At 68.6% G+C, this 21,922-nt stretch carries 22 protein-coding genes; 16 read left to right on the top strand and 6 right to left on the bottom strand.

Going from position 1 to position 21,922, the window contains the following annotated elements:
• The first annotated feature begins 3 nt into the window (after positions 1-3).
• From LQF10_RS16100 to LQF10_RS16075, 6 genes are all read left to right on the top strand, one after another.
• Positions 4-987: an NUDIX hydrolase gene (locus LQF10_RS16100; RefSeq protein ID WP_231064825.1), complete on the top strand. Its 984-nt coding sequence runs from the start codon at positions 4-6 to the stop codon at positions 985-987.
• A gap of 188 nt (positions 988-1,175) precedes the next feature.
• Complete coding sequence (gene pstS, locus LQF10_RS16095; protein ID WP_231064824.1) at positions 1,176-2,309, top strand: phosphate ABC transporter substrate-binding protein PstS; 1,134 nt, start codon at positions 1,176-1,178, stop codon at positions 2,307-2,309.
• A 95-nt stretch (positions 2,310-2,404) separates the two neighbouring features.
• The gene (pstC, locus tag LQF10_RS16090; RefSeq protein ID WP_231064823.1) at positions 2,405-3,373 is read left to right on the top strand and encodes a phosphate ABC transporter permease subunit PstC; all 969 of its coding nucleotides are present in this window, start codon (positions 2,405-2,407) and stop codon (positions 3,371-3,373) included.
• Entirely contained in the window at positions 3,373-4,422 is a 1,050-nt protein-coding gene (gene pstA / locus LQF10_RS16085) for a phosphate ABC transporter permease PstA (RefSeq protein ID WP_231064822.1), read from the top strand. The genes pstC and pstA overlap by 1 nt, the downstream gene beginning before the upstream one ends.
• A gap of 75 nt (positions 4,423-4,497) precedes the next feature.
• Positions 4,498-5,277: a phosphate ABC transporter ATP-binding protein PstB gene (gene pstB, locus LQF10_RS16080; protein WP_231064821.1), complete on the top strand. Its 780-nt coding sequence runs from the start codon at positions 4,498-4,500 to the stop codon at positions 5,275-5,277.
• Positions 5,278-5,434: 157 nt separating this feature from the next.
• Complete coding sequence (locus LQF10_RS16075) at positions 5,435-6,418, top strand: hypothetical protein (protein ID WP_231064820.1); 984 nt, start codon at positions 5,435-5,437, stop codon at positions 6,416-6,418.
• A 97-nt stretch (positions 6,419-6,515) separates the two neighbouring features.
• Here the strand turns inward: LQF10_RS16075 and LQF10_RS16070 are convergent, their stop codons facing one another.
• From LQF10_RS16070 to LQF10_RS16055, 4 genes are all read right to left on the bottom strand, one after another.
• Positions 6,516-6,974, bottom strand: a complete 459-nt coding sequence (locus LQF10_RS16070; protein WP_231064819.1) for a septum formation family protein — start codon at positions 6,972-6,974, stop codon at positions 6,516-6,518.
• A 131-nt stretch (positions 6,975-7,105) separates the two neighbouring features.
• On the bottom strand, positions 7,106-8,098 hold the full coding sequence (locus tag LQF10_RS16065; RefSeq protein ID WP_231064818.1) for an inorganic phosphate transporter: 993 nt from the start codon (positions 8,096-8,098) through the stop codon (positions 7,106-7,108).
• A gap of 4 nt (positions 8,099-8,102) precedes the next feature.
• On the bottom strand, positions 8,103-8,744 hold the full coding sequence (locus LQF10_RS16060) for a DUF47 domain-containing protein (RefSeq protein ID WP_231067371.1): 642 nt from the start codon (positions 8,742-8,744) through the stop codon (positions 8,103-8,105).
• 263 nt (positions 8,745-9,007) lie between these two features.
• On the bottom strand, positions 9,008-9,724 hold the full coding sequence (locus LQF10_RS16055; RefSeq protein WP_231064817.1) for a response regulator transcription factor: 717 nt from the start codon (positions 9,722-9,724) through the stop codon (positions 9,008-9,010).
• A gap of 135 nt (positions 9,725-9,859) precedes the next feature.
• On the opposite strand from LQF10_RS16055, the gene LQF10_RS16050 reads away from it, so the two are divergent.
• The 9 genes from LQF10_RS16050 (at position 9,860) to LQF10_RS16010 (ending at position 17,128) form a co-directional block, all read left to right on the top strand.
• Complete coding sequence (locus LQF10_RS16050; protein WP_231064816.1) at positions 9,860-10,600, top strand: hypothetical protein; 741 nt, start codon at positions 9,860-9,862, stop codon at positions 10,598-10,600.
• A gap of 20 nt (positions 10,601-10,620) precedes the next feature.
• Positions 10,621-11,271, top strand: a complete 651-nt coding sequence (locus tag LQF10_RS16045) for a heme-binding beta-barrel domain-containing protein (protein WP_231064815.1) — start codon at positions 10,621-10,623, stop codon at positions 11,269-11,271.
• Positions 11,272-11,388: 117 nt separating this feature from the next.
• Entirely contained in the window at positions 11,389-12,504 is a 1,116-nt protein-coding gene (gene ygfZ / locus LQF10_RS16040) for a CAF17-like 4Fe-4S cluster assembly/insertion protein YgfZ (protein WP_231064814.1), read from the top strand.
• A gap of 14 nt (positions 12,505-12,518) precedes the next feature.
• Entirely contained in the window at positions 12,519-13,691 is a 1,173-nt protein-coding gene (locus LQF10_RS16035) for an FUSC family protein (RefSeq protein ID WP_231064813.1), read from the top strand.
• On the top strand, positions 13,688-14,752 hold the full coding sequence (locus LQF10_RS16030; protein ID WP_231064812.1) for a threonine aldolase family protein: 1,065 nt from the start codon (positions 13,688-13,690) through the stop codon (positions 14,750-14,752). The genes LQF10_RS16035 and LQF10_RS16030 overlap by 4 nt, the downstream gene beginning before the upstream one ends.
• A gap of 4 nt (positions 14,753-14,756) precedes the next feature.
• Positions 14,757-15,086 carry a DUF2516 family protein gene (locus LQF10_RS16025; protein ID WP_231064811.1) on the top strand — a complete coding sequence of 110 codons (330 nt, stop codon included), beginning with the start codon at positions 14,757-14,759 and terminating at the stop codon, positions 15,084-15,086.
• On the top strand, positions 15,083-16,114 hold the full coding sequence (locus LQF10_RS16020) for an asparaginase (protein WP_231064810.1): 1,032 nt from the start codon (positions 15,083-15,085) through the stop codon (positions 16,112-16,114). Before LQF10_RS16025 ends, LQF10_RS16020 begins: the two co-directional genes overlap by 4 nt.
• A 4-nt stretch (positions 16,115-16,118) precedes the next feature.
• On the top strand, positions 16,119-16,541 hold the full coding sequence (gene dtd / locus LQF10_RS16015) for a D-aminoacyl-tRNA deacylase (RefSeq protein ID WP_231064809.1): 423 nt from the start codon (positions 16,119-16,121) through the stop codon (positions 16,539-16,541).
• 77 nt (positions 16,542-16,618) lie between these two features.
• Complete coding sequence (locus tag LQF10_RS16010; RefSeq protein ID WP_231064808.1) at positions 16,619-17,128, top strand: O-acetyl-ADP-ribose deacetylase; 510 nt, start codon at positions 16,619-16,621, stop codon at positions 17,126-17,128.
• 7 nt (positions 17,129-17,135) lie between these two features.
• Here LQF10_RS16010 and LQF10_RS16005 read toward each other — a convergent pair whose 3' ends face one another.
• Positions 17,136-18,359: an MFS transporter gene (locus tag LQF10_RS16005; protein ID WP_231064807.1), complete on the bottom strand. Its 1,224-nt coding sequence runs from the start codon at positions 18,357-18,359 to the stop codon at positions 17,136-17,138.
• Positions 18,360-18,516: 157 nt separating this feature from the next.
• Here LQF10_RS16005 and LQF10_RS16000 point away from each other — a divergent pair, with 157 nt between their 5' ends.
• Complete coding sequence (locus tag LQF10_RS16000) at positions 18,517-21,042, top strand: ATP-dependent Clp protease ATP-binding subunit (protein WP_231064806.1); 2,526 nt, start codon at positions 18,517-18,519, stop codon at positions 21,040-21,042.
• Positions 21,043-21,140: 98 nt separating this feature from the next.
• On the opposite strand, the gene LQF10_RS15995 is transcribed toward LQF10_RS16000, so the two are convergent.
• Positions 21,141-21,728 (bottom strand): SGNH/GDSL hydrolase family protein, encoded by a 588-nt coding sequence (locus LQF10_RS15995; RefSeq protein WP_231064805.1) that lies wholly within the window; start codon positions 21,726-21,728, stop codon positions 21,141-21,143.
• Between the last annotated feature and the right edge of the window lie 194 nt (positions 21,729-21,922).

Below are 21,922 nucleotides of genomic sequence, written 5' to 3'. Positions count from 1 at the left end.
TCGATGGGGTCCTCAGGTCGCGTCGTTCAGGCGGCCGGGGCGTTGGTCTGGCGGATCGTCGGCCGGCACCTCGAGGTCCTGCTCATCCACCGCCCCCGGTATGACGACTGGTCATGGCCGAAGGGAAAGCTGGACACACCGCAGGAGAGCCTGCCGATGTGCGCGGTGCGAGAGGTCCAGGAGGAGACCGGAGTGCCGGTGGTGCTCGGCCTGCCCCTGCCCACGGTCAGCTACACACTCGCCGGCGGTGTGCGCAAAGTGTGCCACTACTGGGCTGCCACGGCCGCCGATGTGGACGGGGTGGACGTCGCCGCTTTGACAGCGCGCCCACGGATCAAGCCGGCCTCCAAGCACGAGGTGGATGAGGCGCGCTGGGTGGAGGCGAAGAAGGCGCGCAAACTCCTGACCCGCGCCGACGACGTCGAACCGCTCGGTGCCCTGATCGATTACTTCGAGGACGGGCTGCTACGCACCTGGACCTTGCTGCTGGTACGGCACGGGCGAGCGAGAAAGCGTTCTGCCTGGCCGGGGGGTGAGGAGAGCCGGCCGCTGACGCCGGTGGGCCGGGAACAGGCGAACGCGCTCATTCCTGTGTTTGCCGCCTACGGGGTCCATGAGGTGATCTCGTCGCCGTGGGCGCGCTGCCGCGACACGATGACTCCGTTCGCGGAGGCGTGCGACAACATGATCGTCTCCGCACCGCAGCTCACCGAGGCCGCGGCGCGGGACCGTCCCAGTGCGGCACGTGCCCTGGTCGGGGAACTCCTCGGCAGACCTCGTGAGGCGACGGCCGTCTGTACCCACCGCCCGGTGTTCCCGTTCGTCCTGGACGCCGTCGAGGCGAGGAGCCCGCACCGGGTGGCGAAACAACTGCCCCGCGAGAACCCCTATCTGCGCACCGGTGAGGTGCTCGTGGTGCACATGTCGCGCCGGGAGAACCGGCGCGCGCGGGTAGTGGCCGTGGAACGGCATCGACCACCCTCCTGAGTGTTCGCGGACCTCCGCACACACGAGCAACGCCGCCTGGTGTGGCGAGCCTCACGTGAGCTGTCGATGCTCGTTCACCTGATGTTCACCTGATCCAGGACGGGCAGTCACTCGGGATCCCTACCGTCAGTCGTGGTTGCGGATGCCGCCGTGCGGCACGCAGCCCCCAGACCTCGACAGAAACGGGAATGAACGTGAAGCTTGCACCTAGCCGCCGTGTGGCGGGTATCTCCGCGATTGGCGCCCTCGCGCTCACCCTCGCTGCCTGTGGTGGCAGCTCCTCCGGCGACGGGGACGAGACCACCGAGAGCAACGGGACGAACGAGTCCACCGAACTGTCCGGCACCATCGCCGGTTCCGGCGCCAGCTCCCAGGAGAGCGCGGTGCAGGGCTGGCTGGCCGGGTTCATGGAGGCCAACCCGGATGCGACCGTGACCTACGACCCGACTGGCTCGGGCACCGGACGCGAGCAGTTCATCAACGGGACTGTGCAGTTTGCCGGCTCTGATGCGGCTCTGGATGCCGACGAGCTCGCCGCCGCGCAGGAGCGCTGCGGCGGCACCGTGATCGAGGCGCCGCTGTACATCAGCCCGATCGCCGTGGTCTACAACGTCCCCGAGTTGAACGACACGAACATCAACCTGGGCCCCGACACCATCGCCCGCATCTTCGCCGGTGAGATCACCAACTGGAACGACCCGGCGATCGTCGAGGCCAACCCGGATGCTGAGCTGCCTGACCTGGACATCGTGCCGGTGAACCGCTCCGACGACTCGGGTACCACGGAGAACTTCACCGAGTACCTCGCCGCCGCAGCCCCCGACACCTGGACCCACGAGCCGTCCGGCCTCTGGCCGATCGAGGGCAGCCAGTCCGGTGCGCAGACCTCCGGTGTGCTCGGAGTGGTCGAGGCCGCCGAGGGCACCATCGGCTACGTCGACGCCTCCCGCGTGGGTGAGCTGGGCAGCGTGGCCGTCGGCGTGGGCGAGGAGTTCGTGCCGTTCTCCCCGGAGGCCGCCGCGACCGTCGTGGACGTTTCCGAGCCGGCCGCGGATGCGACCGACACGATCCTCACGATCGACCTGGCTCGCGACACCCAGGAATCGGGCGCCTACCCGATCGTGCTGATTTCCTACTCGCTGGCCTGCGGCACCTACGACAACGAGGAGCACGCCTCGCTCGTCCAGGGCTACCTCAGCTACGTCGCCAGCGAGGAGGGCCAGGAGCGCGCCGCCCAGCCCGACGTCGCAGGGTCCGCCCCGATCTCGGACAGCCTGCGCGAGCGCGTGAACGCTGCGCTCGAGACGATCTCCGCCGGCTGATCCAGCAGTACTCTGCTCCGGGCGGGTCGGCGATGGTTCCCACCATCAGCCGACCCGCCTGAGGCACGCTCCCACCCGCAGACGACGGAGGAACTGTGGCAACCACCACGCCCCCGCAGGATCAGACCAGGCCCGCGGACAAGCGCGCGCCGGGGCGGCTCGGCAACGTCATCTTCAAGGGCATCTCCACCACCAGCGGTGTGATGATCCTGGTGATGCTGGCCGCCGTGGCGATCTTTCTGCTCTATCGCGCCTGGCCGGCGTTCGTGGCGGATGCCGAACAGTTCGAGGACGTCAATTTCATCGGGGGCAATCTCTGGTCGTGGGTGGCGCCGCTGCTGTTCGGAACCGTGCTGGCCTCGATCATCGCCCTGGTGGTGGCCCTGCCATTGAGCATCGGGATCGCGCTGTTCATCTCGCACTACGCACCCCGCCGCCTCGCGCAGTTCCTCGGCTACATCATCGACCTGCTCGCCGCGATCCCCTCGGTCATCTTCGGGCTGTGGGGCTTCCAGTGGCTACGGCCACTCGTGGAACCGGTCTTCGCATGGCTGAGCGCCAACCTCGGGTTCATCCCGCTGTTCGCGGACTACAACGCACCGGCGCGTAACATCACCACCGGTGGGCTGGTGCTGGCGATCATGATCGTGCCGATCATCACCGCCACCATCCGCGAGGTGTTCCTGCAGACGCCGCGCTTGCACGAGGAGGCCTCGCTCGCACTCGGGGCCACGCGCTGGGAGATGATCCGGATGGCCGTGCTGCCGTTCGGACGCTCTGGGATGATGTCCGCGGCCATGCTGGGCCTCGGCCGCGCCTTGGGCGAGACAATGGCGATCCTCATCGTGCTCTCACCCGGGTATGCCATCAACTTCTTCCTGCTCCAGTCGGGTCAGCACAACACCATCGCGGCGAACATCGCGCTGCACTTCCCGGAGTCCAGCGGAATCGCGGTCGACGCGCTGATCGCCTCCGGGCTCATCCTCTTCGCGCTGACCTTCGGGGTGAACATGCTCGCCCGCTGGATCATCAACCGTCGTGCCGAGTTCTCGGGGGCCAACTGATGTCTGTCGCCGCTCCTCCCGTCCCCACCCGTTCATACCGTCGGCTCCCGGGCTGGGCCCCCTATGTCGTGCTCGCCGGTTCGATCGCGCTGACCGCCGCGCTCCTGCTCGCCCTGGGCTCGCTGGCGATCGCGCCGCTCTTCTTCCTCGGCGCCATCGTGTACGCCGTGGCCATCACCTCGGTCTCCACCGTGGTGGAGGGTCGCCGGTGGGCAGCTGATCGATTCGCGACGACGCTGGTCACCTTCGCCTTCCTGCTGGCACTCGTCCCGCTCGTCTCCCTGCTGTGGATCGTGGTGGGTGACGGCCTGGAGCGGTTCAGCTGGGAGTTCCTCACCACCGACATGGTCGGCATCTTCGGGTCCATGGCCGAGGGTGGCGTGGCGCACGCAATCGTGGGCACGGTCTATGTGACTGGCATCGCCGGCCTCATCGCGGTGCCGTTGGGTATGTTCACTGGGATCTACCTCGTGGAATACGGCAGCGGCCCGATCAAGCGCGGCATCACCCTGCTCGTCGATGTGATGACCGGTATCCCCTCCATCGTGGCGGGTCTGTTCGCCTACACGATGTTCCTGGTGATCTTCGGGCCGGCGTACAAGTCGGCGCTCATCGGTGGTGTCGCCCTCGCGGTGCTGATGACGCCCTACGTGGTGCGCAGCGTGGAGGAGATGCTCAAGCTGGTGCCGAACGAGCTTCGCGAGGCCGCCTATGCCCTCGGGGTGCCAAAGTGGCTGACGATCGTCAAGGTGGTGCTGCGCACCGCCGTCGCGGGCATCACCTCGGGCATCATGATCGCCACCGCCCGGGTGATCGGCGAGACGGCGCCGTTGCTCGTCACTGTCGGCACCATCCAGGCCATGAACTGGGACCCCTTCGACGGGCGGATCGAGACGCTGCCGGTGTACGTATTCCGCCAGTACGCGCAGGGCGGCCCGGCGGCCGACCGGGCCTGGGCGGCCGCGCTCACGCTGCTGCTGATCGTGATGCTGCTCAACCTCGTCGGCCGGCTGGTGAGCAAGTTCTTCTCCCCTAAGGGTGGACGATGATCACTGACCACTCTGCCCCCTCGACCTGCTGCTCCAGCCGCGTGACCTCCGCGGCAACCCCCGGAAGGACTGCCCGTGTCTAAGCGAATCGACGTCAGCGACCTGAACGTCTACTACGGCGACTTTCTCGCCGTTGAGGGCGTCAACATGACCATCGAGGCACGGTCGGTGACTGCACTGATCGGCCCCTCCGGCTGCGGCAAGTCCACCTTCCTGCGCACTCTGAACCGGATGCACGAGGTGATCCCGGGCGCGTACACCAAGGGCAAGGCCGTGATGGACGGTATGGACCTCTACGGCCCCGGGGTTGACCCGGTGGAGGTGCGCCGTCAGATCGGCATGGTGTTCCAGCGGCCGAACCCGTTCCCCACGATGTCCATCGCGGACAACGTGCTGGCCGGGGTGAAGCTGAACAACCGGCGGATCTCGCGGTCCGATGCTGCCGAGCTGGTGGAGCGGGCGCTGACCGGCGCGAACCTGTGGAACGAGGTGAAGGACCGGCTGGAACGGCCCGGTTCCTCGCTCTCCGGTGGCCAGCAGCAGCGTCTGTGCATCGCCCGGGCGATCGCCGTGCAGCCGGACGTGCTGCTGATGGATGAGCCGTGCTCGGCGCTCGACCCGATCTCCACCCTCGCGATCGAGGACCTCATCAGCGAGCTGAAGAACGACTACACGATCGTGATCGTCACGCACAACATGCAGCAGGCGGCCCGCGTCTCGGACCGGACCGGGTTCTTCAACATCGAGGGGACCGGCAAGCCGGGCCGCCTCATCGAGATGGACGAGACCACCACGATGTTCTCCTCACCCTCGGTCAAGGACACCGAGGACTACATCTCCGGCCGCTTCGGCTGACGCATCCGAATCCACCTCCACGAACCGAATCCACGACCAGATGTGGTGGACATGGATTCCTCCCGTGGAACTGGATTCGAACGGCCCGATGTCTGCCTGTGCACAACCCCGGTGGGCAGATCTGCCGCCGCGGTGACTTCTGCGCTCCGATGGAGCGATGAACCGTTCGCGCTCAGATCGCAGCAGCGATCTCATCACCTATGGCAATGCTGCCGCCGCTGGCCTGACCGACTCTCTGCTGCGCGCACATCGCGACGGCCGGCTGGTCCGCGTTGCCCGCGGCGGCTACGTGCCGGCGAAGAATCTCCTCCAGGGCTCGGCGTCGGAGCAGGCTGCTGCCCTCCATGAACGACGGGTGCTTGCTGCGGCACGCCGGATGACGGTGCCGATCTTCACGGGATACTCAGCGATCGCACTGTGCGGCCTCCCGATCATCGGCTCATGGCCCGAGGAGGTGTATGTACTCTCGGGCACCGCGCACGGCAAGCGGCGCACCGGCGTGGTCTCCCTTGCTCGTCGGCACGAGGTGGCCGTCGTGGAGGTGGGTGGCCTGATGATGACGCCGATCGAGTATTCGCTCATCCAGCGCGCACGCACTGCGCCGCTGCGCGCTGCCCTCGCCGCTGCGAACGCGGCCTGCCTGCGACCGCGCTTCGCCGGCGGCGCAGGGCGGACCACTCCGGGTGATCGTCCGCCGCTGACCACCCCTGCGAGACTGCGCGCGGAGCATGAGCGGCTGCTGCCCTATCGCTGTTCGCGCCGGGTCGCAGCGGTGCTGAACCGTGTTCGGGACAACGCCGAGTCCACGCTGGAAACTCTCAGTGACGTGCTGATTGACGAACTGGGGTTCGCCACTGCGCTCCACCAGGTGCGAATTGCACTTCCGTCTGGTGGTGACGCATTCCTCGACTTCTACTGGGAGCAGCCCGGTATCGCGGGGGAGGCAGATGGGGAGAGCAAGTACCGCAGCGCGGCGACGGGGGGAGATGCGGCGCAGCGGGTGATTGACGAGAAGTACCGGGAGGACGAGATCCGATCGCAGGTCAGTGCGCTGGTGCGGTGGAACTGGCAGGACTGCTGGCAAAGGTCTCGCCTCGAGGCGAAACTCCTACGGGCTGGCGTCCCGCGGGTTCACCGGTAGGCGACCACGATCGAATCCACTTCCACGGACCGAATCCATCCCGCGCGCGGTGCAGGTGGATTCGAGTCGTGGAAGTGGATTCCGATGGAGGGATGACTCAGAGACCGGAGCCTTCGAAGGACTCAGTGGTGGTGGTGCCGTCGTCGAGGAAGACGATGCACAGCACCTCGCGGTCGTCCGCTTGGTCCCAGGTCTCCTGGGTCGGGCCGATGAAGTTCGCGTACAGCGCGGACTCCTCGTACGACGTACCCACGAAGTTCTCGAACTCGGTACCGAGGCACCCTTCCTCGGCCGCCGTCTGCACACCGTCGGTGCCCGGGAAGTCGCCATCGGGCAGGTCGAACTTGTGGAAGAACTGAGCGTCGTGCTCCTCCGAGCAATCGACCGTCGGGATCTCGGTGATCTCGTCACTCTGCAGGTCCGCGAGTTGGGCGCATTCGCCGACCTCTGCGGTCGCAACCTCGCCGCCGAGCATGCCGCAGGCCGTCATCGAGATGGCCACGCCCGCAACGCCGACGACGGCCAGCGCGGAGCGTGTGATTGCACGGGTGTTCATGTTCTCTCCCAAGTCATGGTGGACCGGAGCTGAACCCCCGGCGCTCGTTCGCTCCTACTTTAGAGGAGAACCACACCTCGAGATTGCGTCGAGCGTGGGCTGAACTGCCCATCGCCGGTGATCCTGCGCGCTCAGGTGAACAGCGAGAACACCAGATACAGCAGCGCGGCCACCCCGCCCGCCGCCGGGATGGTCAGCACCCAGGCGATACCGATGCTGCGGACCATTCCCCAACGCACAGCGGAGAGGCGCTTGGTGGCACCGACGCCCATGATGGCCGAGGTGATCGTGTGGGTGGTGGAAATCGGGGCGTGCAGCGCAAAGGCGGTGCTGTACAGCACCCCGGCCGCCACCGACTCGGCCACGAAGCCCCGTGCCGGGTCCAGTTCGATGACCCGCCGGCCGAGGGTGCGCATGATGCGCCAGCCGCCCGAGTAGGTGCCGAGCGAGATGGCCGCCGCGGCCGCGAGCTTGACCCACAGGGGGATCTCATGGTCGCCCTGGAGCCCCCCGACCAGCAGGGCAAGCACGATCACGCCCATCGTCTTCTGCGCATCCTGCAGGCCGTGCCCGAGCGCCATGGCGGCCGCCGAGACGGTCTGGGCCAACCGGAAGCGGCGCGTTGTCCGCCCCGGCGCGGCATTGCGGACCAACCAGAGCACGCCCACCATGAGCAGGTAGGCGAGCACGAACCCGACCAGCGGTGAGGCCACCATCGGGATGACCACCCGGTCCAGGATGACGTTCCAGTGCACAGTCGCCGCCGAGGCCACCCCGGCCCCCGTGAGGCCTCCGATCAGCGCATGGGAGGAGGACGACGGCAACCCCTTCCACCAGGTGATCAGGTTCCAGGCGATTGCTCCGATCAAGCCGGCGAGCACCACCACAAGGCCGGTGGTGCCCACGGGGGCATCGATGATGCCGCTGCCGATGGTCTCGGCCACGCCGGTGCCCAATAGCGCACCCACGAAGTTCATGACGGCGGCCAGCACCAGCGCCACATGCGGGGTCAGCGCCCGCGTGGAGACGGAGGTCGCGATCGCGTTGGCGGCGTCATGGAACCCGTTGGTGTAGGCGAAAACGAGGGCGATCACCACCACGAGCAGGACGAGGGCGAGCTCCACCGGCTCAGGACTCCTTGAGGAAGAGGGCTTCGACCTGGTGAGCGACGGACTCGAAGGAGTCGGCGGCCTGCTCCAAGGTGTCGATCACGCCCTTGAGCTTGATCATCTCGATCACCGCGGCGGGACTCTCCTGATACTTCGGGCTCTGGAACAGCAGTGCCAGCAGGCCGCGATAGGCACGGTCGGCCTCGTTCTCGAGCCGGTTGATCTCGATCCAGTAGGCGCGCACGTCCTCGCGCATGGATCGCAGCTTCGGCATCACGCCGGCAGTGAGTTCGGCGGAGCGTTGCAGCGTCGCCACCTGGGTGGCAACCTCGCCGGGCAGGGCGTCCACCTGGTACAGCACCATCAGGTCGCCGGCCGCCTCCATGGCATCCATGCAGTCGTCCAGGCCAGAGGCAAGGCGGTAGATGTCATCGCGATCGAAGGGAGTCACGAAGGTCTGGTTCAGCCTCCGCATGATCTCGTGGGTGGACACGTCGGCTTCGTGCTCAGCCTCGCGCAGCCGCTCGGCGAAGCGCACCCGGTCCGGCGGTTCTGCGGCGATCAACTGTGCGAGCAGGTCGGCACCGACCACCAGTTGAGCGGCGGACGCGGCGAGCAGGTCGAAGAAGACGGCGTCGCGCGGGGTCAGGCGAAGTCGCACCACGGCTCCCAGTGAGGATCGGACAACGCGAACAGGCTAGGGCATGTCTCGCACGGGCGGATCTCGGTGGGAGATCGCGCGGGAGATGAGGACGCCGGGCCGCCCAGCGCCTGACGGCGCGAAGGCCGCTCGTAGCGGCAGATGTTGGAGCCCGGGGCTAGCGCGACCCGGCGTCACCATCAAGTCTGACATACGCTCGCGGAGCGAACGCAACCGCTCCCCGGCCCGGGGTTCGCTCATCCTGGGAGTCCGCGAAACCCGCATCATGGCGTGCCGGCATCGGGTGCGACCACCTGATCACCGGCGTGCCGCGGCAGGTCGAACCGGTAGCCGACATTGCGCACAGTCCCGATCATCTGGTCGTGCTCGGGTCCGAGCTTGGCGCGCAGGCGGCGGATGTGCACGTCCACAGTGCGAGTGCCGCCGAAGTAGTCGTAGCCCCACACCTCCTGAAGCAATTGGGCGCGGGTGAACACGCGGCCGGGGTGCTGGCTCAGATACTTGAGCAGCTCGAACTCCTTGAACGTCAGGTCCAGTGCCTGTCCGCGCAGGCGTGCCGTGTAGCCACCCGAATCGATGGTCAGGTCACCTGCCACGATCTGCTCAGGATCGTCGTTGCCTGCGGAGAGCTGGGACCGTCCGACCACCAACCGGAGTCGGGCGTCCACCTCCGCCGGGCCGGCGTCGGCGAGCACGATGTCGTCGGTACCCCAGTCGGGGCGGACCACGGAGAGGCCGCCTTCGCCCAGCACCAGGATGACCGGCACGTCGATCCCGGTGGATCGCAACAACTGGCAGGTCGCCCGGGCCCGGGCGAGATCCTGGCGGGCGTCGATGAGCACCACATCCGAATCGGGCGCGTCCAGCAGGGCAGCCGGCTCGGTGGGAACTACGCGCACGCGGTGGCTGAGCAGCGTCAACGCGGGGAGGACGCGAGCCGATCCGCCTGCCTCCGACGTGAGCAGCAGAAGGTCCGCCACAGGTCCTCCTCCCGATCGAGATCGGGTGCAACTCTATTGCAGGTCCACCCCGCGCCATGACCTCCCGTGCGGGGCGCCTCCTCGAGCGGGTGGCCCGCGACCATCCCGCTCGTGTGACACGATCATCTACGTGAGGTGGAACGACGCATGATCAGCGGGGCGTTTCGTGCCGTCGTCACGGCGGCCGCGGCGGCAGGCATCGGCATCACCGCTTTCGGCGACCGCGCCGTGCTGGTGGGCACCATCGCCGGGATCGTTGCCCTGTTCGCGATCGGCTGGCCCACCCTGCTTGAGTTGCCCGCCCGCCGCGGCGGAGTCGTCGTGCTGCTCATCACGGCCGCTGCGGCACTGACCGCGCTGCTGGTGTGGGACGACCTCCTCTACGTGGCGGTGGCACTGGGCCTGAGCGTCGTCGGGGCCTTTGTGCACGAGATGTTTCGCCGCGATGGCCGCCCCCGGCTCGTGGAGTCGGTCTCCGGAGTGGTGACCGGCGCCGTCGTGGTGGCCTCGGCCGCCGGATGGCTTGCGGTGGGGACCGGTGAGGTCGCCACCGCGCTGCTTCTGGTAGGGGCGGTCACGCTGACCCTGGGCTCGGCCTGCACCGCGTTGCCGATCCCGGGATGGTTGGGCTCAGCCGCCACCCTCGTGATCGCCGCCGCAGCGGGCTTGCTGACCGGATCCCTGATTGACGCGGTCGGTCTGCTCGCCGGAGGTCTGGTCGGACTCTCCGCCGGGGTGCTGATCGCCGCGGTGCATGCCTTGTTCGGTCAGTTTCCCGCCTCTGGGCGCCCGACGGCGGCCCTCGCCGCGGCCATGCTGCCGGTGGCCGTGTCCGGGGTTCCCGTGTACGTACTCGGCCGGGTGCTGCTTGGCTGAGCGCCGTAGACTCGGGCCTCATGAGTTTCGCCATCCCTGACGGCCTTGCCCCCGAGACCTACCCGCTCGCCTGGCTACTCGGCACCTGGCGCGGGCCGGGGTTCCTCGGCTACCCGGGAATCGAGGAGCGGCCGATCCTGGTGGAGGCGACGTACACCTCCGACGGCGGACCGTATCTGGCGTACACGTGCACCACCTGGCTGCTGGAGAACCCGCCCGCCTCCCTCGAGGGTGAGATCGACGTGGCCGCAATGACGGCGGGAGAGGTGTGGGCCACCGAGTCCGGGTACTGGCGGGTGCCGCCACAAGGTGGCGACGCCGATGCGGAGCCGGCTCACGACGAGCCGGGCGCGGCAGCCGGAACACGTGGCACACCTGGCACGAACGGCGCGGCCCACGCATCCGGCGCGACGACCCCGCCGCGCACGGAACTGGAGGTGCTGCTCAGCGAGCCGACCGGGCACGCGAGCGTCTACCTCGGGGTGGTGCAGGGGCCGCGGATCACCCTGGCGACCGATCTGATCGCGCGGACCGCCACCGGTGCCGAGGTGACTGCGGCTCGCCGGATGTACGGCATGGTGAACTCCGAGCTGATGTGGGCCACCGATATGGCCGCGTTCGGGCACGAGATGCAGTCCTACTCCTCGGGCCGGCTACAACGGCAGTCCTGAGGGAATGAACGATGGACCCGAGCACGTTGCTGCCAGTACCGGAATCGGTATGGTCCGGGCCATCGGTACTGTCGCGGCCCGCGGACACCGGGCCGGACACGACGCGCTGAGGAGACCATGAACGCACCATCGCCACTGCTCACCCGGCCGGGCGCCGTCCGCGCCACCGGCCCCGACGAGGGTGTGGCCGCCCACTACGGCCACCCGGTCGCCGAACAGCGCGCGTTGGAACGTGGTATCGGTGTGGTCGACCTCAGCCACCTCGGCGTGGTCACCGTCAGCGGCCCGGACCGGCTCAGTTGGCTGAACACGCTGTCCTCACAGGTGCTCACCGAACTCGCACCCGGTGCCAGCACGGAACTGTTGTTGCTCGACCCGAACGGACGCATCGAGCACGCAGCAGCCGTCCTCGACGATGGCGAGCGTGCGTGGCTGATCACCGAGGGCGCCGCGGCGCAGCCGCTCGCCGCGTTCCTGGACTCGATGCGATTCATGTTGCGCGTCGACGTCACTCACGAGGCGTCGATCGCCGTGCTCGGCACCAGTGCGGCCGGTCCGGACCTGAGCGGCCTCGTTCCCGCCGGCCACGCCGCGGCGCTGACCTGGACCGATCCGTGGCCGCACACCCCGGCTGGCTCCACTCGCTACGGGCCCGAGGATGCCGATCACCCGGGGTCCCAGTGGCACGCCCGGCTCACGCTGGTGGCGCAGGAGGCCGTCGAGGGAGTGGTCAGCGCAGCGGAATCCGCTGGCGCTCGCCTCGCCGGCGCGTGGGCGTGGGAGGCGATGCGGGTAGCCGCCTGGCGGCCACGCCTGGCCCGCGAGGTGGACGAACGAACCATCCCGCACGAACTGGACTGGCTGCGCACCGCCGTCCACCTGAACAAGGGCTGCTACCGCGGCCAGGAGACCATCGCGCGGGTATTCAACCTGGGCCGCCCACCGCGGCGGCTGGTGCTCCTGCATCTGGACGGGAGCGAGCACACCACGCCGGAACCGGGGGAGGAAGTCCACTCCGGCGACCGCACCGTTGGCCGGGTGACCTCCGTGGTGCGGCACCACGAACTCGGCCCCGTGGCACTGGCGCTGGTCAAGCGCAACCTGGCCAGTGACGCCCCGCTCACCGTGGCAGGTATTGCCGCCGCTCAGGAAGTCATCGTCAGCCCAGAAGGCGCCGGCACCGGACGGCCCGAGGCTGCTCCGGGACCCACTCTGCGCCGTCGGAACCTGTAGGGACGGTCCCGGCCGTGTCCACCGCGCGCCCGGCCGGCTCGGCGTCGCCACGCCCCCGCGGAGTGCGGGCGACCCGGCTGCTGCTCTCCGGGCGGCTACGGCGCGGGTGGCGCCGGCTGCGCGGTGATGCGTGGCCGATCCTCACCGGTGCGCTCGCAGCCGGCGTGGCCTACGGAATCGCCTATTGGGTGGTGGGGCACCAGATCCCCGTCTTCGCGGCCATTGCCGCGTGGGTCTGTCTCGGCTTCGGCGCCGAACGCCACCCACGTAAGGTCGCCGAGCTCGCGCTCGGGGTCACGGTGGGGGTGGCGCTCGGGGAGATCGTGGGGACCGTGATCGGCTCCGGACCGGTGCAGATCGCGGTGGTGCTCGCCGTTGCTGTGGCGATCGCGCGGCTCATCGACGGGGCCGCGATGCTGGCCATGCAGGCTGGGGTGCAGGCGGTGGTGGTGGTGGCGTTGCCGCCCACGCTCGGCGGCGACGGTGTGGGCCGCTGGGTGGATGCGCTGATCGGCGGCGCTGTGGCACTGCTGGTGGCCGCGCTCCTGCCGGTGGACGTGCGCCGCCGGGTGCGGGTGCTCGCCTCCTCCGGTCTCACCGAGATCGCGCTCACCCTTGCCGAGGTGGCCAAGGGGGTGCGCGCCGGCGACGAGGAGATCGTTGACGACGCACTCACCCGCGCCCGCGGTTCCCAGGGGGTGATCGATGAGTGGAGCACGCTTGTGCAAGGAGGGCTGGCCGCCACCAGGTTCACTCCGGCCCGGCTCCGGCACGACGGTGAGATGCTCCGCCTGCAGCGGGCGGCCACGCTGTGCGACCGGGCGATGCGCAACACCCGGGTGATCACCCGCCGCGCCTGGTCCGCCACCCAGGACATGACCAGCCAGGAGCAGATCGCGCGACTGTTGCAGACCATCGCCCGCTCGGCCGACGATCTGGCGTTCGCGCTCGGCTCCGATTCCGACCCGAGCGGGTTGCGGCGCCAGCTGCTCGCCGTGGCGGCCGAACTCGACCCGCCGACGTTCGCCGGGTGGCCCGCGCAGACACTCGTGGTGCTGATGCGCTCCCTCGTGGTGGACCTGCTCCAGCTCACTGGGATGTCTGGTGAACAGGCCCGCCGGGAGCTCGCCTCGCTGGACGCGGGTGGCACCGATGAACGCCAGGATCCGCCTACGCTGATCGGGTGAGCCAGTTCGCCTCGGACAATTACGCCGCGATGCACCCGGAGGTGCTCGCCGCCCTTGCCGCCGTTCCCGCTGAACCCGCAGGCGCCTACGGCGCCGATCCCACGACGGCGGCCCTCGCCAGTGCCGTCCGCCGCACCTTCGGTGAGCAGGCCGAGGTGTTCCCGGTGCTCACCGGCACCGGGGCGAACGTGGTCTCGCTCACCGCGATGCTGCCCCGCTGGGGCGCGGTCATCGCCACGGACCGTGCGCACCTGCACACGGACGAGAACGGGGCACCCGAACGCGTCGGCGGGATCAAGGTGCTGCCGGTGCCTGCGCCGGATGCCAAACTCACCCCCGAGGCGGTGCACGGCTGGGCCGGCGACCTGGGGGATATCCACCGTGCCCAACCGCTCGCCGTCTCCCTCACTCAGGCGACCGAACTCGGCACCGTCTATACCCCGGGGCAGGTGCGCGCCGTGGCGGAGGCGGCCCACGCCGCCGGGATGGCGGTTCACCTCGATGGCGCCCGGTTGGCCAATGCCGCCGCATCCCTGGGCTGCAGTCTGCGGGAGATCACCACCGATGTGGGCGTGGACGTGCTCTCCTTCGGTGGCACGAAGAACGGCGCGGCACTGGCCGAATCCGTGATCGTACTCAACCCCGAAGCGGTGGACGGCATGGAGTTCGTGCGCAAATCCGCGATGCAGCTCGCCTCCAAGCAGCGGTACGTCTCAGCCCAGTTGCTCGCGCTCCTGACGGCGCCGGAGGGGTTCACTGAGCCGCTCTGGTGGCGTAACGCGCGCCATGCCAATGCCATGGCGGCCCGGCTACGAGAGGCCGTGCTCGGCACCGCCGCCGTGGATCGTGGCCTGGTGCAGTTCACCCAGCCCACGGAGGCGAATGTGGTGTTCGCTCGAGTGCCCCGCCAGTTGGCTGAGCAGCTACGGCACCAGCATCACTTCTACGACTGGGCGCCGGGCGGTCATCCGGATCTGGTGGAGGTGCGCTGGATGTGCTCGTGGGACACGCGACCTGAGGATGTCGACCAGCTAGCCGCCGGTGTGGGTGCCCTCGCGTAGGCTCATGCCCGTGCAGGTGATCGGACTCATTCAGGGGTATCTCTTCCTCGTGCTGGCGCTGTCGGCCTTCGCGCTGGCGCTCTGGGCGCTCATCGATGCCGCGGTGCGCCCCGCGCAGGCATTCGTGAGCGCGGACAAGCGCACCAAGGGCTTCTGGTTGGCGGTGACCGGGATCGCGACGCTGCTGGCGTTCCTCGCGGTGCCCAGCGGTGGCGGTGGCGGTGTGCTGTTCCTGATGCTGCTCGGCGGGGTGCCTGCCGGGGTGTACCTGGCTGACGTGCGCCCCGCGGTGCGGATGTACGGCGGCGGCTCCAGCGGCGGAAGCCGGTGGTGACAGCCCCTCCGACGTACCAGGCGCCGTCACCGGGTGACGTGCTGGCCTGGGTGATCCGCGGCACCCTGATCGAATCGGTGCACACCGGTCACCTGCTCGCCGTCTCGCCCGATGGTGGCGAGGTGCTGCGGCTCGGCGACCCGGACCAGGAGCTCTATGCGCGCTCCTCGCTCAAGCCCCTGCAGGCGGTCGGGATGCTCCGTGCGGGGGTCCGGCTCGACGATGCCCAGCTCGCCCTGGCCTGCGCCTCGCACAACGGTGAGCCGCGGCATCGTGAGGTGGCCCTAGGGATCCTCGCCTCAGTCGGATTGGACGCCGGTGACCTGGACAACACGGCGGATCTCCCACTGGATCCGGCGGCGGCTGCGGACTGGCGCGCGCAGGGGAACGAGGCAGCACCGATCACGCAGAACTGTTCCGGGAAGCACGCCGCCATGCTCGCCACCTGTGTGGCCGCCGGATGGTCGCCGCAGGGGTACCGGGATCCCGATCATCCTCTGCAACGACACCTCGTCGATACCGTCGCCGAACTCACCGGTGAGCCGGTGCGGCACGTAGCGGTGGACGGGTGCGGGGCACCGCAGCCCTCCTCCACCGTGCGCGGCCTGGCACGAGGCTTCGCCCGCTTGGCAACGGCTGATGCGGATTCCCCGGAGCACCGGGTGGCCGAGGCGATGCGCGCCAATCCGTTCCTCGTGGCCGGTACCGGCCGGGATGCCACGGCGGCGATGCGCGCCGTGCCCGGCCTGATCGCCAAGGACGGTGCCGACGGGGTGTACGCCGCCGCACTGCCGGACGGTGCCACGGTGGCCTTCAAGATTTCCGACGGCGGTGCTCGCCCTCGTCCGGCCGTGCTGGCCGCCGGCTTGCGCCTGCTTGGTGTGCACGGCGACTGGCCCTGGGCGCAGGTCCCGGTGCTCGGGTATGGGCAACCGGTGGGCTCAGTGCTTGCCGCCTTTGGCCCGCACGCTCCAGCGCTGACGCACCCAGGCGTTCGCCCGGGCGCTGACCCGGGCGCGCAAGGCTGACCCGATGCGGGCGGTGCTGCAGCGCGTCACCCGAGCCTCGGTGACCGTGGATGGTGCGGTGGTCGGCTCCATCGGGGTCGGGCTGCTCGCACTCGTGGGGGTGACCCATGAGGACACGCAGGCGCAGGCCGAGACCGTGGCGCGCAAGATCGCCGAGCTGCGCATCCTGCGTGGGGAGCAGTCGGTCGCCGACGCCGGCGCCGAGGTGCTCGTGGTCAGCCAGTTCACCTTGTACGGGTCCACGAAGAAGGGGCGGCGGCCCTCGTGGACCGCGGCTGCTCCCGGCCCGGTGGCCGAACCGCTGGTGGCGGCAGTGGTGGCCGCCTTGCGAGACCGCGGAATCACAGTGGCCACCGGGATGTTCGGTGCGGACATGGCGGTGGATCTCGCCGGCGACGGCCCGGTCACGGTGCTGGTGGAGGCCTGAACGCTCGCGCCTGCCCGTCGAGGTCGGCGCCGTCGGCGGCCATGGTGCGGAGTCGTTCGACGCGGCACCATGGTGGGATGCGGATCGAAGCAACGATCGGTGACATCACCACCCAAGCGGTGGACGCCGTCGTCAATGCGGCCAACTCCAGCCTGCTCGGCGGTGGCGGGGTGGATGGGGCGATCCACCGCGCGGCAGGGCCAGTGCTGCTTCAGGAATGCCGGGCCTTGCGCGCGAGCGTGCTACCCGGTGGGCTGCCGGTGGGGCGCGCCGTGGCCACGGGCGCCGGGAACCTGCGCGCGCGATGGGTGATCCACACTGTCGGGCCCAATGCGCATTCCGGCCAGACCGATCCCGCGCTGCTCGCGGCGTGCTTCACGGAGAGCCTGCGAGTGGCCGAGGAGGTGGGCGCCGCCTCCGTGGCCTTTCCTGCGGTCAGCGGCGGGGTCTACGGCTGGGCTATGAGTGACGTGGCGCGGATCGCCGTGGCGGCCGTATCCGGCTTCACCGGCAGGCAGGTGGAACTGGTGCGCTTCGTGCTGTTCAGCCCGGCGGCGCACCAGGAGTTCGCGGCGTTGCTTGACTGAGCCTCGCTCAGATCAGCGCGCGCTCCTGTGCACGATGTTCGGCAAAGATCGCCGCAGCGGCCATCACGAGTCCGGCCACGGCGAGCATGGCGCCGGCCCACGCGGGTGCGAGGTAGCCGAGCCCGGCGGCGATCACGCCGCCGCCGATCCATGCGCCGGTGGCGTTGCCGATATTCAATGCCGAATGGTGTAGTGCAGCGGCAAGCGAGGGCGCATCTGGTGAGGCGTCCAGCAGCCGGGTCTGTAACGAGGGCCCGAGGAACTGCGAGATCGTGGCGATCAGGAACAACCCGATCATCCCGATCACCGGCACGCCGCCAGTGAGCAACGGTGCGGTGAGCGCGAACGCGGCGAGCACGGCGGCCATCCCGATCAGGCCGAGCAGCACGGTGCCCATCACATTCCAATCGGAGAGGCGTCCGGCCACCAGGTTGCCGACCGTCATCCCGATACCGAAGACGGCCAGCGCCACGGGCACGGCCGCCATGGAGAGACCGAACACCTCCGGCACGATCTCACCGATGTAGCTGTAGACGGCGAACATGCCGCCGAAGCCGATCGCTCCGATCCCGAGGGCGAACCACACCTGCCCGTGCCGGAAGGCGCGCAGCTCCCCGCGAGCAGAGGCTCCCGCACCCGTGGGCCGAGGGAGCGGAGGAACGAAGCGCCACACCGCGACCACGGTGGCGAGTGCGGTGAGAACGACCAGAGCGTAGGTGGAGCGCCATCCGATGGCCTGGCCGAGGGCCGTGGCCAGTGGGACGCCCACCATGGTGGCGATCGTCAGTCCCAGCATCACCAGGGCGACGGCGCGGCCGCGACGGGCCGGACCGGCGAGGGTGGCGGCGATCAGGGCGGCCACTCCGAAATACGCCCCATGCGGCAGACCGGCGACGAACCGGGCGGCGGTCAAGGAAGCGAAGCCCGGCGCCACCGCGGAGAGGCCGTTGCCGAGTGCTATCGCCGCGGCGAGCACCACCAGAAGTCGTTTGCGTTCCAGCCGCGCTGCGGCCACCACGATCATCGGCGCACCGGCCACCACGCCGAGTGCGTAGGCGGAGATCATGTGGCCCGCTTCCGGTACGGAGACTCGCAGGCCGTCCGCGATCTGCGGAAGCAGACCCATACTCGCGAACTCCGTGGTCCCGATCGTGAAGCCGCCGAGAGCCATCGCGAACAGGGCGAGGGACAACCGGGCGCCGGTGAGCGGGGCAGGCGGCAGATGCGTCACCGGTTCATCATCGCGGTTCCTCGTGAACGTGGGCACTGGCCTCACGCTCTCTGCCGCTGGCGAACAGGGGCATGTTCCGGGCTCACCCGCCGTTAGCCTGGATGACACACCGCCAAGACCGCCCACTTGCGGCCTTGTTGCCAGTGAGGAGCACGAGATGTTCGAGAGATTTACCGACCGCGCCCGTCGGGTGGTCGTCCTTGCCCAAGAAGAGGCACGGATGCTCAACCACAACTACATCGGCACTGAGCACATTCTGCTCGGCCTCATCCATGAAGGCGAGGGAGTGGCCGCCAAGGCCCTCGAATCGCTGAACATCTCCCTCGAAGCCGTCCGCCAGCAGGTGCAGGAGATCATCGGTGAGGGCCAGCAGGCCCCGAACGGGCACATCCCGTTCACCCCGCGTGCCAAGAAGGTGCTCGAGCTGTCGCTGCGCGAGGCGCTGCAGCTCGGCCACAACTACATCGGCACCGAGCACATCCTGCTCGGCCTGATCCGTGAGGGTGAGGGAGTGGCCGCGCAGGTGCTCACCAAGCTCGGGGCCGACCTGAACCGGGTGCGCCAGCAGGTGATCCAGCTCCTGAACGGCTACCAGGGGAAGGAAGCCGTATCCGCCGGTGGCCCGTCCGAGGGCACCCCCTCCGGTTCTGCCGTGCTGGATCAGTTCGGCCGCAACCTCACCCAGGCGGCGCGCGAGAGCAAGCTGGACCCGGTGATCGGGCGCAGCAACGAGATCGAGCGCGTGATGCAGGTGCTCTCGCGGCGCACCAAGAACAACCCGGTGCTGATCGGTGAGCCAGGCGTGGGAAAGACTGCCGTGGTCGAAGGTCTCGCACAGGACATCGTGCGGGGGGACATCCCTGAGACCCTCAAGGACAAGCAGCTCTACACGCTTGATCTCGGCGCACTCGTGGCGGGTTCGCGCTACCGCGGTGACTTCGAGGAACGCCTGAAGAAGGTGCTCAAGGAGATCCGCACCCGCGGTGACATCATTCTGTTCATCGACGAGATCCACACGCTCGTCGGTGCCGGAGCAGCCGAGGGTGCCATTGACGCCGCGAGCATCCTGAAGCCGATGCTCGCCCGCGGTGAGTTGCAGACCATCGGTGCCACCACACTTGATGAGTACCGCAAGCACATTGAGAAGGACGCTGCGCTGGAGCGTCGCTTCCAGCCGATCCAGGTGGCCGAGCCCACCTTGTCTCACGCGATCGAGATCCTCAAGGGTCTGCGCGATCGCTATGAGGCGCACCACCGGGTGACCATCACCGATGCGGCCCTCGTGGCTGCGGCGAACCTGGCCGACCGGTACGTCAACGACCGGTTCCTCCCGGATAAGGCGATCGACCTGATCGATGAGGCCGGTGCTCGCCTGCGGATCCGCCGGATGACTGCTCCACCGGAACTGCGTGAGCTCGATGAGCAGATCGCCGAGACGCGCCGCGCCAAGGAATCCTCGATCGATGATCAGGACTTCGAGAAGGCAGCCCGGCTGCGTGACGAGGAGAAGACCCTCTCGAACACGCGTCTGGACAAGGAGAAGGCCTGGAAGGCCGGCGATATGGACAACGTCGCCGAGGTGGACGAGGAGCTGATCGCGGAGGTGCTCGCCGCCTCGACAGGCATCCCGGTGTTCAAGCTGACCGAGGAGGAGTCCTCGCGGCTGTTGCGGATGGAGGACGAGCTGCACAAGCGGATCGTCGGCCAGAACGCCGCGGTCAAGGCCCTCTCTCAGGCAATCCGGCGTACCCGCGCCGGCCTGAAGGACCCGAAGCGGCCCGGCGGCTCGTTCATCTTCGCCGGCCCCACGGGCGTCGGGAAGACCGAGCTCGCCAAGGCGCTCGCAGAGTTCCTGTTCGGCGACGAGGATGCGCTCATCCAGTTGGACATGAGCGAGTACTCCGAGAAGCACACCGTCTCCCGGATGTTCGGTTCACCTCCCGGGTACGTGGGGTACGAAGAGGGTGGCCAGCTCACCGAGAAGGTGCGCCGCCGTCCGTTCTCCGTGGTGTTGTTCGACGAGGTGGAGAAGGCTCACGCGGACATCTTCAACTCGTTGCTGCAGATCCTGGAGGACGGCCGCCTCACCGACTCCCAGGGCCGGGTGATCGACTTCAAGAACACCGTGATCATCATGACCACCAACCTCGGTACCCGGGACATCGCCAAGGGCCTGCTCACCGGATTCCAGGCCGGTGGTGACCTCTCCACCAACTACGACCGGATGAAGGTCAAGGTGAACGAGGAGCTCAAGCAGCACTTCCGCCCCGAGTTCCTCAACCGCGTGGACGATGTGATCGTGTTCCCGCAGCTCTCTCAGGACGAGATCTTCCAGATCGTCGACCTCATGATGGACAAGTTGTCCGTGCGTCTTGCCGACAAGGACATGGATCTCGAGCTCACCCCGGCGGCGAAGGAACTGCTCGCCGAGCGCGGGTACGACCCGGTGCTCGGCGCCCGGCCGTTGCGTCGCGCGATCCAGCGGGAGATCGAGGATCAGATGTCCGAGCGGATTCTCTACGGCGAGTTGCGCGCCGGTCAGAGGGTCATCGTGGACGCCACGGGTGAAGGATTGCTCGGCGAGTTCACGTTCCGCGGTGTGGACAAGGAATCCGAGAAGGAGCCTCTGGCGGTGGGAGCGGGCGCTTCGCCTGAGCTCCCCGCTGCAGCCAGCGGCGAATAGGCAGCACGTGGCGAAGGCCGGTCACCCGAGTGGGTGGCCGGCCTTCGTTGCATTGCCCGCGTTGAGCGGGGTGTCGATCGAGGTGGTCGGGCGGCGCTTCAGCGGCGGTAGTTGTCCAGCCAGAGGTCGGCCAGCAGCCGGTGCCCGACCGGGGTCAGGTGCACACCGTCATGGGCGAGGAAATCGGGAGCGGTGCGGGCCGCCGTCTGCGTGAGTGGACCGTCGGTGGCCAGGTACTCGGTACCGAACTCGGCGGCGAGGCGGCGCACCACCTGGATCTTCGGATCCAGATCCTCGCGCCAGGCCCACTGCTCCTCGCGCACAGGAAGCAGGAAGGGCTCGATGAGAATGATCCGCGCCACGCCGGCGGCCGTGGTGCGAGTGAGCAGAGCGCGGTAGCCGGCCTCGTAGGCCTGGGCCGAGGTCGGATCGTCGGAGTCGTAGCGGCGCCAGGTGTCGTTGATGCCGATCATCACCGAGAGCACGGTGGGCGCGTGGGCGAGCACGTCCTCCTCCCACCGCGCCTGCAGGTCCACCACCCGGTTGCCTCCGATGCCGGTGTTGATGACCCGTTCGTGCGCGAGGTCAGCGGCCACGAGGGCGGCGTAGCCCTCGCCGAGGCTGCGTAGGTCGGATCGGTCGCGGCTGCAGTCGGTGATCGAGTCACCGGTCATGAGGATCGTCACGAGGAGTCAGCCTACTGTTCACCACGGTAGATGGTGCCGTTGTGATGCTGCCCACCAATGTCGTTGATTTCGACAGTGGTGGGGGAGACTGGGAGGCAGGGCGTCGCTCGTGCACGCCCGACATCGCGGTTTCGCGTGCGCCGGCTGGACGCCAGGTGAGCACACAGTGACGGTCTCTGCGGTGAACCCTGACC

Source organism: Ruania halotolerans (assembly GCF_021049285.1).
Lineage (GTDB): Bacteria > Actinomycetota > Actinomycetes > Actinomycetales > Beutenbergiaceae > Ruania > Ruania halotolerans.
Note: the sequence above shows the minus strand (reverse complement) of the source record. Positions and strands in the feature narration are given on the sequence as shown.

Coding starts and splice junctions, on each gene's coding strand:
- LQF10_RS16100 (WP_231064825.1), top strand. CDS start 4: ATGGGGTCCTCAGGTCGCGTCGTTCAGGCGGCCGGGGCGTTGGTCTGG.
- pstS (WP_231064824.1), top strand. CDS start 1,176: ATGAACGTGAAGCTTGCACCTAGCCGCCGTGTGGCGGGTATCTCCGCG.
- LQF10_RS16070 (WP_231064819.1), bottom strand. CDS start 6,974: ATGAACACCCGTGCAATCACACGCTCCGCGCTGGCCGTCGTCGGCGTT.
- LQF10_RS16045 (WP_231064815.1), top strand. CDS start 10,621: ATGAGTTTCGCCATCCCTGACGGCCTTGCCCCCGAGACCTACCCGCTC.
- LQF10_RS16025 (WP_231064811.1), top strand. CDS start 14,757: ATGCCCGTGCAGGTGATCGGACTCATTCAGGGGTATCTCTTCCTCGTG.
- ygfZ (WP_231064814.1), top strand. CDS start 11,389: ATGAACGCACCATCGCCACTGCTCACCCGGCCGGGCGCCGTCCGCGCC.
- LQF10_RS16000 (WP_231064806.1), top strand. CDS start 18,517: ATGTTCGAGAGATTTACCGACCGCGCCCGTCGGGTGGTCGTCCTTGCC.
- LQF10_RS16075 (WP_231064820.1), top strand. CDS start 5,435: ATGAACCGTTCGCGCTCAGATCGCAGCAGCGATCTCATCACCTATGGC.
- pstA (WP_231064822.1), top strand. CDS start 3,373: ATGTCTGTCGCCGCTCCTCCCGTCCCCACCCGTTCATACCGTCGGCTC.
- LQF10_RS16010 (WP_231064808.1), top strand. CDS start 16,619: ATGCGGATCGAAGCAACGATCGGTGACATCACCACCCAAGCGGTGGAC.
- dtd (WP_231064809.1), top strand. CDS start 16,119: ATGCGGGCGGTGCTGCAGCGCGTCACCCGAGCCTCGGTGACCGTGGAT.